The organism is Psychroserpens algicola, assembly GCF_014526325.1.
Lineage (GTDB): Bacteria > Bacteroidota > Bacteroidia > Flavobacteriales > Flavobacteriaceae > Psychroserpens > Psychroserpens algicola.
In genome coordinates, this window is record NZ_JACNMJ010000004.1 from 136,508 (window position 1) to 149,421 (window position 12,914).

Here is a 12,914-nt window from a genome sequence, read left to right on the forward strand (position 1 = left end):
GTACATCCTTTTTATTTTCATAATTATGGTCACATTAAAACAATTAGCAGAGCAGTTAAATGTTTCAGTATCTACAGTTTCAAAAGCATTGCATGACAGTGAAGAAATTAGTCCGGATACAATTGAGCGCGTTAAAGCTTTGGCTAAATTTTTAAATTATAAACCTAACAAGCTGGCTGTAAGCTTAAAAAATAGCAAAACGAATACAATTGGAGTTATCATTCCTAATATATTAAATCATTTTTTTGCTAAAGCACTTTTTGCTATTGAGCAAGAAGCGACAAAACAAGGTTATAATATCATCACCTGTTTATCTAATGAGCTGCAATCTAAAGAAGAAGACAGCCTTCAATTATTGTCAAATGGTAGTGTTGATGGGTTTATTATGTCTATAGCAGAAGAAACTCAAATCATCAGTAAAACAGATCATATCAGCAATATATTAAAACAGGAAGTTCCTATTGTTTTGTTTGATAGAGTTTCAGATAATTTAGAAACAGATAAAGTTATAATTGATGATTTTGATGCAGCTTATCAAGCTACAAATCATCTCATTTCCGAAGGGAGACAACATATCGTACTGATTAGTAATATTGATGAATTGAGTGTAGGGAAGTTAAGAACTAGTGGCTATCTTGAGGCTTTAAAAGAGTCTGAAAACCATACTCAAGATCCAGTAATAGTGGCTATTAAAAGAGAAGGTTCTATTGAAGAGCATATAGACCAACTTTTTAAAACTCACCAAACTATTGACGGTATCATAGCTATCGACAACACTTCTGGAGTAGTGGCGCTACAAAAGGCATTAAAGCATAATTATAGTATTCCAGACGATATGTCTATTATAGGATTTTCTGATGAAAATGTACTTCAATTTACCGATCCAAAATTATCAACAATTTCTCAGCACACTTTAGATATTGGTAAAGCATCAGTCGAGTTATTAATTAATCGTTTGAATGATAAATCGTCTACAGATTTAGTTACCAAAACCATTAAGGCAAAGCTGCAATTACGTGGCACAACGAAATAAGCATTCGGTTTTTCACCAAATATTAATGATATCGATAAAAATTGTATTGCAATCCGATATCTTTGCGATATAAGGTTTCAAAATGGGTTATATTTATAAAAAAGCGACACCCATTGAAATTAATTAAATTCACAAAAAAAGGCATCTATTGTATTCCTGGGAAATTCTATCTCGACCCTTGGTTTCCGGTGGATTATGCAATTATTTCTCACGGACATGCTGATCACGCTAAATGGGGAATGAAACATTATTTATGTCATGACGATTCTAAAGCCATACTTCAACATCGCATAGGTAAAGATATTTCAATTGAAAGTTTGCCATATCACATAGAACGAACGATTAACGGGGTCAAGGTGAGTTTTTTTCCAGCAGGACATATCATAGGTTCTGCACAAATACGATTAGAATACAAAGGTTTTATAGTCGTATTTTCAGGTGATTATAAAGTCAAAAATGATCATCTTACAGCGCCTTTTGAGCCTGTGAAATGCCATGAGTTTATAACCGAAAGCACTTTCGGATTACCGATTTATAATTGGTCGGAAGAAACAGTACTGCAACAACAAATGCACGATTGGGTACTTCATAACCAGTCAATAAACCGTACAAGTATTTGTGTTGGTTATTCATTGGGGAAGGCACAACGTATTATGAAATTACTAGATGGTTTGAGCGATATATATGTTCATAGTGCAATTCATAATATTAATGAAGCTATTAAAAGTTCTGGAATTATATTGCCTCAAACAAAACTATGGACTGCAGATACAGACAAAACATCACTTCAAAATCAAATTGTAATTGTTCCTCCTGCATTGTTGGGTTCAAATATGATTAAACGTATTCCCAATGCAGCTACAGCTATTTGTTCTGGTTGGATGCAAATTCGTGGTAATCGCCGTTGGCAATCTGTTGATGCAGGATTCCCCATCAGTGATCATGCAGACTGGAATGGTTTAATTTCTGCTGTAAAAGCTACAGAAGCAGAAAAAGTTTATGTGACCCATGGCTCTCAAGCAACGTTTTCAAAATACTTAAACGAGATTGGAATTAATTCTGAAGAAGTAATCACAGAATATGGTACCAATGAAGATGAAAATGTTGAAACAGTTACTAATCTGAACGCGTCATGAAGTACGTTTCAAAATTGATAAGTGATATTGAAATCACTAATAAAACCAATGATAAGATTGATGCTTTTGTCAGATATTTCAATAATGCACCAGATAAAGATAAACTATGGCTCATAGCTATTTTTACAGGCAAACGACCTAAAAGACCCGTAAAAACCTCACTCATGAAACAATGGTGTATGGAGATTACAAAAATTCCTGAATGGTTATTTTTAGAAAGTTATAGTACTGTTGGAGATTTAGGGGAAACAATGGCGTTGCTATTGCCAACTCCTACACATCATATTGAAAAAAAATTTAGTGATTTGATGAACGAAATTGTTGATTTAAAATCAAAGTCAGATGATGAAAAAGAAGCATACATAAGACATATTTGGTCAGGTTTTGAAGTACAAGAGCGTCTTATTTTTAACAAACTCATAGGAGGGAGTTTTCGAGTAGGTGTTTCTAAAAAAACCTTAGTCAATGCTTTATCTAAATATTCAGGAGTAGAAGCCAACCAGTTGATGCATAGTATTATAGGGAATTGGGATGCTAATACCATTTCTTTTGATGATCTTATTCAGGGTAAACATATCAATTATGATAATTCTAAACCCTATCCTTTTTGTTTAGCATATGCCTTAGAGAAAGAACTTCATGATCTTGGTAATCTTAGCGATTGGCAGGTAGAATATAAATGGGATGGGATTCGCGGACAAATCGTAAAACGTAATGATGAAATTTTTATTTGGTCAAGAGGAGAAGAATTAGTGACTCAACAATTTCCAGAACTTGTAGAAGCTATAGAGCAACTTAATGGTGATTTTGTCATTGACGGAGAAATTTTGGCACTAAAAGATAATGCTATTTTACTATTTAATGATTTACAAAAGCGCTTAAACAGAAAGCACGTGACTAAAAAATTAATGGAAGAAGTCCCTATTGGTTTTTATGCATATGATATGATGGAATGGATGGGGAATGATATTCGTCATACGCCCTTATATGAGAGACGAGAGCTTTTAGAACAATTATTGAGTTCGAAATCGACAGATAATAAAACCCTGTTTCTTTCTGAAACTATATCTGTCAAAAATTGGCAGGATTTGATACCGATACGAGCCGAAGCTCGATCAAGAGACAGCGAAGGCCTAATGTTAAAGCAAAAGAATTCTCCCTATCATACTGGTCGAAAAAAAGGGGATTGGTGGAAATGGAAAGTCGATCCTTTAACAATTGATGCTGTGATGATTTATGCTCAAAAGGGTAGTGGTAGACGAAGTGCTCACTATACTGACTATACATTTGCAGTAAAAAAAGATGATGGCTTAGTGACAGTTGCAAAAGCCTATTCTGGGTTAACAAATGAAGAAATTATTGAAGTGAGTAGGTTTGTTAAAAAAAATTCAATCGAAAAATTTGGACCAGTCCGTACCGTTAAACCAGAGTTAGTTTTTGAAATTGCTTTTGAAGGCATTGCTCTAAGTAACCGTCATAAATCTGGTGTTGCCCTGAGATTTCCCAGAATTTCAAGATGGCGAAAAGATAAGCCTGTAGATGAAATCGATACTATTGAAAATGTTAAACAATTGATACATTCCCCAAATTGAATACAACATTTCACAAATCTGAAGGTTATAAAATTATTGAACAATGGATGGCTGCCAAAGGAAACACGCCATTTAAATTTCAAAATCAAACCTGGATTAAATATCATAATGGCTACAGTGGGATGGTGGTTGCTCCAACAGGATTTGGAAAAACATTTTCTGTGTTTCTCGCCGTAGTGATTGATTACCTAAATCATCCTGAACATTATAAAAAAGGACTTAAGTTGCTTTGGGTAAGTCCGTTGCGTTCACTAGCTAAAGATTTAGCCAAAGCCATGTCAAAGGCAGTATACGAAATAGGATTAGATTGGGAAGTTGCTGTTAGAAATGGAGACACTCCAGCTAATATCCGTCGTAAACAAGAACGACTAATGCCAGATATTTTAATAACAACTCCTGAGACATTACACTTATTATTTTCACAAAAGAAAAATTCCAGATGGTTCAAAACCCTTAATTGTGTTGCTGTTGATGAGTGGCATGAACTTATAGGAAACAAGCGTGGTGTTTTAGTTGAACTTGCCATATCTCGATTAATTAAACTTTCAAAACGCTTGAAAATTTGGGGCATTACAGCAACAATTGGTAATCTTGATGAAGCTACAAAAGTACTGTTGCCTTATGAGGCATTAAAAACAGTAATGATTAAAGCCAAAGAGAAAAAGAAGATTAAAGTGATTTCTCTGTTACCAGATACTGTTGAAGTTTTGCCTTGGGCTGGTCATTTGGGTAAAAGCATGGTGTCCAAAATCATTCCTATTATACATGAGAATAAAACCACACTAATTTTTACCAACACACGAGGGCAATCAGAACTATGGTACCAAATTATTCTTGAAGCTGATCCTGATCTCGCGGGATTATTAGCTATTCATCATGGATCTATTGATAGAACATTAAGGAATTGGATTGAGGACAATGTTTCTGAAGGAAACCTGAAAGCTGTGGTTTGTACTTCTTCTTTAGATCTTGGTGTCGATTTTAAACCTGTAGATTGTGTTATACAAATTGGATCTGCTAAAGGGATAGCACGATTTATGCAACGTGCTGGAAGAAGTGGTCATTCGCCTTATGAAGTATCAAAAATTTATCTCGTTCCAACACATTCGTTAGAATTAGTGGAAGCCGCAGCACTTAAAGAAGCAGTTAAGGAGCATCGTGTTGAAGCCAGAGAACCTATGGTACTTACTTACGATGTTATGGTACAATTCTTAGTAACCTTAGCTGTAGGTGAAGGATTTCGCGATGATGACGTCCTGGAGTTGTTAAAAGCAACTCATGCATTTTCCATGTTGACAAATGAAGAGTTTGCGTGGGCGATTCAATTTATTACTCAGGGAGGAAATACATTAAAGTCTTATGAAGAATTTCATAAAGTTGTGAAGGACGACCTCGGTGTTTACAAAGTTACAAGTCGGCGTATTAGTATGTTACACCGTATGAATATTGGAGCGATAGTAAGCGATGCTATGTTACTGGTGAAGTTTATTTCAGGAGGATATATTGGGATGATTGAAGAATACTTCATTACCAAATTAAAACCGAATGATAGTTTTATTTTGGCGGGACGCGTGTTAGAACTACTTCATATTAAAGATATGACTGCTTTTGTAAAACTCAGTAAATCTAAGAAAGCCATAACACCAAGTTGGATGGGAGGTCGTTTGCCATTAACATCATATATGAGCCACTTTTTGCGAAAGAAGTTAAGTGATGCCTTACATCCGGGAATTAGAGAGCGTGAATTGAAATTTTTGCATCCATTAATTTCTACACAAAGTACCTTTTCCCATATTCCGAAGGAAGATGAATTTTTAGTAGAAGTGATACATACCAAAGATGGATTTCATTTATTTATGTATCCTTTTGAAGGCCGATTGGTTCACGAAGTCATTTCAGCATTGATAGCTTATAGAATAAGTAAAATCAAACCATTGACATTTACAATTGCTATGAATGATTATGGGTTTGAACTATTAAGCGATCAGGAGATACCAATTGATAATAATACTATAAATCAAATCCTAAGCAAAGACAACCTCATGGATGATGTAATTAGTAGTATAAATGCTGCTGAAATGGCATCTCGTAAGTTTAGGGATATTGCTGTAATTTCAGGTTTGGTGGTACAGACTATGCCTGGATCAAATAGAAATAATAAGAGTCTGCAATCCTCTTCCGGATTAATTTTTAGAGTTCTAGAAGAAAATGAGCCTAATAATTTGCTTGTGCGACAAGCTTATACTGAAGTGTTTAACCAACAGCTTGAAGAGGTACGCTTAAAAATGGCTTTTGATCGAATAGCAAAAAGCAAACTTATTATAAAAAATTCAAATACTTTTACGCCGTTGAGTTTCCCGATTAAAATAGATAGTTTGAGACAAACACTAACAAGTGAAAATTTAGACAAACGCATTAAACGCATTAAACGCATTCAAAACGACGTATATAGGATTAATAAGTCATGAATTTTGTAGAGCAACACATCAACTTACAATCTGAAGATTTAATATTTAACAGCCTCAGAGGGTTGTACTGGAAAAAACACGATGCATTAATCATTTCAGATTTGCATATAGGAAAGTCAGGTCATTTTCGAAAACACGGCATTCAAATAACGTCCAACGTTCAAACCAGTGATTTAAAGCGCTTATCGTTTCTAATTTCTCATTATAGAATCAGACAATTACTTGTTGTTGGTGATTTATTTCACGCTGAGATGAACTTAGATATGCACGAATTCAACCAATGGCGTTTAGCTCATGCAGACGTAGAGATTATATTAATCAAAGGAAATCACGATAGGCTAAAACCTGAAATTTACCAGAACTTCAACATTACTTGCTGTAAAAAAGACTTATTAATTGATCCTTTCCGATTTGTTCATGAGCCTCATTCAGAATCAGATGCGTTTTTAATTTCAGGTCATCTTCATCCAGGTATCTCAATACAACTTAAGGGACAGCCACGCATTAAATTACCTTGTTTTCAGGTAAGTAAATCCTACTTGATATTACCTGCATTCAGCCTGTTTACAGGATTAAATGTTTCAGAATCCGATTCAGAAACCAAACACTATGCGTTTACAGAAAGTTCATTTTTTGAATTCTAATACAATACATTTCTAACATAAGCTCATACATTATGGTGTAAATAAAGAGGAAATAATACTTAATTTTGAGGTTATTGTGAGTATCAAGCATAAAAACTTATAATAGTAATCTAAGACTTAGACATTATGGAACAACTTAGTGCAGCCTATTGGGATAACCGCTACAAGAACAATGATATTGGTTGGGATTTAGGAGAAGTGTCTCCGCCGCTAAAGGCCTATATTGATCAAATGATTGATAAAACCATTCGAATTCTTATTCCTGGTGGAGGCAATTCGTATGAAGCCGAATACCTTTTTAATAAGGGCTTTAAAAATGTGTATGTCGTTGATGTTTCAAAAACAGCTTTAGATAATATAAAGTCTAGAGTCCCAGATTTCCCAGACTCTCACTTATTGCTTCACGATTTTTTTGATTTGGAAATGTCGTTTGATTTGATTTTTGAACAAACATTTTTTTGTGCTTTACAGCCTAAATTAAGGCCACAGTATGTCACTAAAATGAATGAACTCCTTGTTGAAAGTGGAATACTTGTTGGAGTTTTATTTAATGTGCCACTATTTAAGGATCATCCACCTTTTGGAGGTTCAACATCTGAATATCTTCAGTATTTTCAAACTGCCCTCCGTATTATTACCATGGCGCCTTGTTATAATTCTCATGTCAGTAGACAAGATAAAGAATTGTTTGTCATTTTAGAGAAGCCTAAACACTAGCAGATTCTATATTTAAAACGGATATTTTAATTTCAAACGTTGATATTTATCATGTTTTGGGATGAATTTGTGCAGTAAGTTTGTATAGTTGATTTAAAAAGACAAATTATGTTTGGGACTATCAGTTTATATAATTCGAATACCACAGTAATTATGGTTGTCGTTTTTGGGGTTGTTTGTATGGTGTTAATAGGCATTTTAGTGAAATTTATGACCAGTAGTGATAGGAAGAAAACCAAATAGAATTTTTCGATACACATTTGGTTTTAAACCACTTGTAAAAGTAGATAAAATGCTATGCTGTAAAAAAATGTGAGATGTAGTGTAACATTTATTTTGTTTTAACGTCCTATAGGTGTTCAATCAAAACAACATCATATATCATGCGACAAGATAATCAGCTTATCGTTTTAACACATTTAAGTCAGTTACTCACATTTGTTACCGGATTTGGAGGCTTAATTGTTCCTTTAATCATATGGATAACACAAAAAGAGAATGTGTATAGAATGGATAGTGAAGGTAAAAATATAGTCAACTTTCAGTTGAGTATACTAATTTATAGTATCATTTGTATTCCATTGGTATTTGTTCTAATAGGTGTTTTCGGATTAATATTATTAGGGTTACTGTCATTTGTTTTTCCGATCCTAAATGCCATAAGAGCAAGCCATGGTGAATCACCAAAATATCCTTTATCTCTTAATTTTATTAGTTAGTTATTTTATATAGAGGTAAATGAAAACGCGCACTTTTTAAGTGCGCGTTTTTTAGTTATATAAAATATGGTATTATTAATTATTCAACATCACAGGCATCACTAACATCGTAACGTGTTCTCCGTCATCTAAGCCATCAATAGGAGTTAAAATACCAGCTCTATTTGGTAAACTCATTTCAAGCTGTACCTGATCGGCATTGAGGTTATTTAACATTTCAGTTAAGAAACGCGAGTTAAATCCAATTTGCATATCGTCTCCTTGATAATCACAGGTTAATCGCTCTTCGGCTTTGTTAGAGTAATCGATGTCTTCTGCAGAGATATTTAATTCGGCACCAGCAATCTTTAAACGAATCTGATGTGTGGTTTTGTTAGAAAAGATACTCACACGACGAACAGAATTTAAGAATTGCGTTCTGTCAATATTTAATTTATTCGGATTTTCCTTAGGAATAACTGCTTCGTAGTTTGGATACTTTCCATCGATTAAGCGACAAATCAACACAGAATTTTCAAAAGTAAACTTTGCATTAGAGTCGTTATATTCGATAGTTACTGTCTCATCATTTGCAGCTAAAATGCCTTTTAAAAGATTCAAAGGCTTTTTTGGCATTATAAATTCAGCAACCTGATTCGCTTTTACATCGGCACGCGTGTACTTTACAAGTTTATGAGCGTCAGTCGCGACAAATGTCAGACCTTCCGTAGAAAACTGAAAAAAGACACCACTCATTACCGGACGTAAATCATCGTTACCAGCAGCAAAAATAGTTTTGCTAATCGCTGTTGCCAATATATCTCCTGAAATCGTTGTTGTACTCGGATTGTCTAATTCGACAGCCTTAGGGAATTCATTACCATCTGCATAAGCTAAGGCATATTTACCATGATTAGAGCTTATTTCAACAGTGTTATTATCTTCAACGACAAACGTCAATGGTTGCTCAGGAAAAGTTTTTAAAGTATCTAATAGCAAGCGAGCAGGTAGTGCAATACTTCCATCATTATCACTCTCTACATCTAAAGTTGATGACATTGTCGTTTCTAAATCACTTGCAGAAACAGTTAATTTTGAGTCTTTCAACTCAAATAAAAAATTGTCTAAAATTGGTAGCGTATTTGAACTATTAATAACACCACCTAAAACTTGTAATTGTTTGAGTAAATATGTACTTGATACTATAAATTTCATTTTATTCTGATTGGTTTTTATAATTGAGACGCACCAAATTGCGTCCTACAAATATATCTTAAAGGGTTTGTTTTATAAAACAAACTTATTAACAAAATAGGGTTTAAATTATACGTATATCTAAAGCTTTTTTTGTGTTATTTTGTGTAACGTTTTCTTCTGAAATAATTAAAGACAATTCCAAAAAGTCCTAATATAACTAAAGGTAGAGCGATATTGATAATTTGCCATTTTGATTTTTGATTCTCTATTTTTTGAAAATCTAAAAATGCTAATTTCACCTCTTTTGCCCGAATGTTTATAAGTCCGTCATCATTGAGAAGGTAGTTTACAGCATTTTCAAGAAACTCTTTATTTCCAAATTTACGCTTCGTTAAAAACTCAAATCCCAACTCTTGTGGTTGATTGCGAATCACTTCATTTTTAATCACGTCGCCATCAGCAATAACAATCATCTTAGTTGGCGCACTTTTGGTCACATCATCCGAAATTTTAAAGGGCTTAACGCGTTTGTCATACACAGAGGTAAATTCACCTTCAAGCAGCACAGCTAAGGTTTGGTTAGGTTCTTTATATGATTCTGGATCAGGCTCTTGTGTCACGACATCTAAACTGATTTCTCTTGGCACGCCTTCTAATTTAGTAAGCTGAGAACTGCGTAATAATAGTGTTTTGTCAATACCATTTTTTAAAGTGTCTATCTGACTCGCAAAATCAAATTTCACTGGATCTAAATTGGTTGTAATTGGATGATTCGGATTACTTGCAGCTAAAGGCGAATACGACCATTGCACAGGTTGAAACTGTGCATTATTACCTTCTCCAATAGCCAGAGGAATAGGAGCAGAGTACAAATCATTAACAATAACCGGATTGATACGAACGCCATACTTAAAGAAAAAATCATTGAGATTTAGATCCTTCATTATGGCAACAGCAGTACCAGAACTATTATTAAGGCTATCTCTATCCATAACAATACTCTCGGTAAGCCACAAACTTTTGCCTCCACGCATCGTAAATTGATCTAAAACATATTTTTCTTCTTCGGAAAATGGAATGCTTGGTTTTGCTGAGATAATTAAATCATAATTTGTAATATCCTGTAAAGTCCTTTGCGGATTGCTCGCCACGCTATCTAAAGTAAATGGCGCTAAATAGTAATGTTCTCCTAATTTTTTCAAAAAATCGGCAACATAGACATCACTTAATTGTCCGTTACCACGCAATACTGCAATCTTCTTTTGCTTCGGATTCACAAGCTTTTTAAATCCTTCAGCAAAGGCATACTCTAAGTTTTGAATAGAGCTATTAACCAGTTCCTGATCTGTAGCACCGATTTTATTTTTTATAAGCGGAATGATAACAGTTTGTTCATTATAACTTGCCAAAGCCCACGGAATAATGACTTCTTGAGTCGTTTTGCCATTGTTTTTAATGCTAATCTGAAAGGGTTGCAATCCTCTTTGTGAGAGTTGTTGTAAGTTTTGATTTCTCGTGGCCTCATCGGCTAAAGGATTGATGAAATCAAATTTTACATTAGAATTATTTACCGAAAACTCTTCCAGAAGCTGCTGCGTTTCATTGCGTAGCCGTCTAAACTCTGAAGGAAAATCTCCTTCTAAAAATACATCAATAACCAATGGAGAATCTACACCGTCTATCGTTTGTAATGCTGCATCAGATAAGGTGTAGCGTTTGTCTTTAGTTAAATCAAAACGCTGGTATAACTTGCTTGAAATTAGGTTAATAACAATGATTGCTATTAACGTCATTGCAATGGCGATAATATGTTTTTTAGTCTTTAGCATCAAATTTTATAGCTTCTTTATATACTCTTGTATCAATAACTTTATCATTGTTAAAAACGATTTCTATACATTCTTTTTCGGTATTAAATGCTCCAGGCTCAATACCTAAACCATAATTCCAACGGTTGTTATCATGTGTTTCAGTACCAAAATCCCAGGACAACCATTCGTAAGGTCCTAGTTGGACTTCAACATCTTGTTTTGTCATGCCTATTAAAATTTCCGAAGCTATCATGTCATCAGATAGTTCGTAACGCAATGCAGGTTTCTCTTTCCAAAGCTTTGCTGAAAAATATTTTTGATGATGGTAATCACTAAAAATATTAATTATAGGATATACAGCATAAAAATAAATAAACGGCGTAATGACTAAGCTCACTAAAAAGGTTAACCATTTTCGTCGGTCTATGGTTTTAACAAACAGAAAAACAAGTACAAATGTAATGCACATAAAAATGACTAAAGGAGCACTTATAATCATTGGTTAGCACGTTTAATATTTAGGGTTGTTAATACAATAAATAATGCCGTAACGCTTAAAAAATAGATCATGTCCCTTGTGTCTAGAACACCACGACTCATGCTTTTAAAATGAGATTCCATACCAAGCTTTTCTAAATATAATGTGTCACCAAAAGGATTGTAATTAGATAAGCCTTCGAAACCAAAATAGAAAAAGAAGCATATAAATACGGCGATGATAAAAGCAACAATTTGATTATCTGAAAGACTTGAGGCAAAAACACCAATTGATGTATATGCTGCAACAAGAAAAAGGAGTCCAAAATACGATCCCAGGATGCTACCTGTATCTAGATTACCTTCAGGATTTCCAAGTTTAGAAATTGTAAAGACGTATAATAGGGTAGGAATTAAAGCCATAATAATCAAGACTAAAGCGCCTAAATATTTTCCCAGAACAATATGTAAATGACTCACTGGTTTTGTGAGTAATAATTCTAAAGTGCCTTGTTTTTTTTCATCAGCAAAACTTCGCATTGTCACTGCAGGCACTAAGAAAATTAGAATCCATGGCGCTAATAAAAAGAAAGTTGATAAATCAGCAAACCCATTATCGAGGACATTAAAATCACCTTTAAATAACCATAGAAACAAGCCGTTAAGCAATAAAAAAACAGCAATCACCAAATAGCCAATTGGAGACGCGAAGAAGGAATTGATTTCTTTTTTTAAAATTGCTAGCATTTATTTCATTAAAGGTTCAACAGTCAAAGTTAAAATTATAAATCTTTTAGACACAACTTAACGCATGTTTTTACATGAACATACAACGGTACCATTAAGCCATCGTTACTAGTTTATCAACACTCCAGGCCTCAGGCTTAGCATTAAACATGGGTTTTGTTTTTGCCCAGATGCCTTTAAAAAGCTCAGAATGTCTGTAATGCTCTAAATCTGTTTCGGTTTGCCAATAACTATACGTAAAAAAAACACTTGTATTGTGTTTGTCACGATAGAGTTCTAGAAACTCACAACCCTTAAAGCCTCTTATTTTTTCTTTTTGAAGTTCAAAGTTTTGTAGAAATTGATCAATTTTTGAGGGTTCAAAACTCATTTTTACGATTCTAACAAACATGAT

The 12,914-nt window shown here is 34.0% G+C and carries 12 protein-coding genes; 7 read left to right on the forward strand and 5 right to left on the reverse strand.

Annotated elements, in window-relative coordinates; all coding sequences use genetic code 11:
- Positions 1–25 precede the first annotated feature (25 nt).
- The 7 genes from H7350_RS10325 to H7350_RS10355 all read left to right on the forward strand — a co-directional run bounded on the left by H7350_RS10325 (position 26) and on the right by H7350_RS10355 (position 8,309).
- Positions 26–1,033, forward strand: a complete 1,008-nt coding sequence (locus H7350_RS10325) for a LacI family DNA-binding transcriptional regulator (RefSeq protein ID WP_204345833.1) — start codon at positions 26–28, stop codon at positions 1,031–1,033.
- A gap of 113 nt (positions 1,034–1,146) precedes the next feature.
- Complete coding sequence (locus H7350_RS10330) at positions 1,147–2,169, forward strand: ligase-associated DNA damage response exonuclease (RefSeq protein ID WP_204345834.1); 1,023 nt, start codon at positions 1,147–1,149, stop codon at positions 2,167–2,169.
- Positions 2,166–3,761, forward strand: coding sequence for an ATP-dependent DNA ligase (locus tag H7350_RS10335; RefSeq protein ID WP_204345835.1), 1,596 nt, complete (start codon positions 2,166–2,168; stop codon positions 3,759–3,761). The genes H7350_RS10330 and H7350_RS10335 overlap by 4 nt, the downstream gene beginning before the upstream one ends.
- The gene (locus H7350_RS10340; protein WP_262891167.1) at positions 3,758–6,229 is read left to right on the forward strand and encodes a ligase-associated DNA damage response DEXH box helicase; all 2,472 of its coding nucleotides are present in this window, start codon (positions 3,758–3,760) and stop codon (positions 6,227–6,229) included. The genes H7350_RS10335 and H7350_RS10340 overlap by 4 nt, the downstream gene beginning before the upstream one ends.
- Positions 6,226–6,873, forward strand: coding sequence for a ligase-associated DNA damage response endonuclease PdeM (gene pdeM, locus H7350_RS10345; protein WP_204345836.1), 648 nt, complete (start codon positions 6,226–6,228; stop codon positions 6,871–6,873). Before H7350_RS10340 ends, pdeM begins: the two co-directional genes overlap by 4 nt.
- Before the next feature lie 126 nt (positions 6,874–6,999).
- Positions 7,000–7,590 (forward strand): methyltransferase domain-containing protein, encoded by a 591-nt coding sequence (locus H7350_RS10350; protein WP_204345837.1) that lies wholly within the window; start codon positions 7,000–7,002, stop codon positions 7,588–7,590.
- Positions 7,591–7,973: 383 nt separating this feature from the next.
- Positions 7,974–8,309, forward strand: a complete 336-nt coding sequence (locus H7350_RS10355; RefSeq protein WP_204345838.1) for a DUF4870 domain-containing protein — start codon at positions 7,974–7,976, stop codon at positions 8,307–8,309.
- A 75-nt stretch (positions 8,310–8,384) separates the two neighbouring features.
- Here H7350_RS10355 and dnaN read toward each other — a convergent pair whose 3' ends face one another.
- From dnaN to H7350_RS10380, 5 genes are all read right to left on the reverse strand, one after another.
- Positions 8,385–9,503 (reverse strand): DNA polymerase III subunit beta, encoded by a 1,119-nt coding sequence (gene dnaN, locus H7350_RS10360; protein ID WP_204345839.1) that lies wholly within the window; start codon positions 9,501–9,503, stop codon positions 8,385–8,387.
- A gap of 137 nt (positions 9,504–9,640) precedes the next feature.
- On the reverse strand, positions 9,641–11,314 hold the full coding sequence (gene gldG / locus H7350_RS10365; protein ID WP_204345840.1) for a gliding motility-associated ABC transporter substrate-binding protein GldG: 1,674 nt from the start codon (positions 11,312–11,314) through the stop codon (positions 9,641–9,643).
- Positions 11,301–11,795, reverse strand: a complete 495-nt coding sequence (locus H7350_RS10370) for a hypothetical protein (protein WP_204345841.1) — start codon at positions 11,793–11,795, stop codon at positions 11,301–11,303. The genes gldG and H7350_RS10370 overlap by 14 nt, the downstream gene beginning before the upstream one ends.
- Positions 11,792–12,520 carry a gliding motility-associated ABC transporter permease subunit GldF gene (gldF, locus tag H7350_RS10375; protein ID WP_204345842.1) on the reverse strand — a complete coding sequence of 243 codons (729 nt, stop codon included), beginning with the start codon at positions 12,518–12,520 and terminating at the stop codon, positions 11,792–11,794. Before gldF ends, H7350_RS10370 begins: the two co-directional genes overlap by 4 nt.
- 94 nt (positions 12,521–12,614) lie before the next feature.
- Complete coding sequence (locus tag H7350_RS10380; protein WP_204345843.1) at positions 12,615–12,911, reverse strand: putative quinol monooxygenase; 297 nt, start codon at positions 12,909–12,911, stop codon at positions 12,615–12,617.
- Positions 12,912–12,914: the final 3 nt, after the last annotated feature.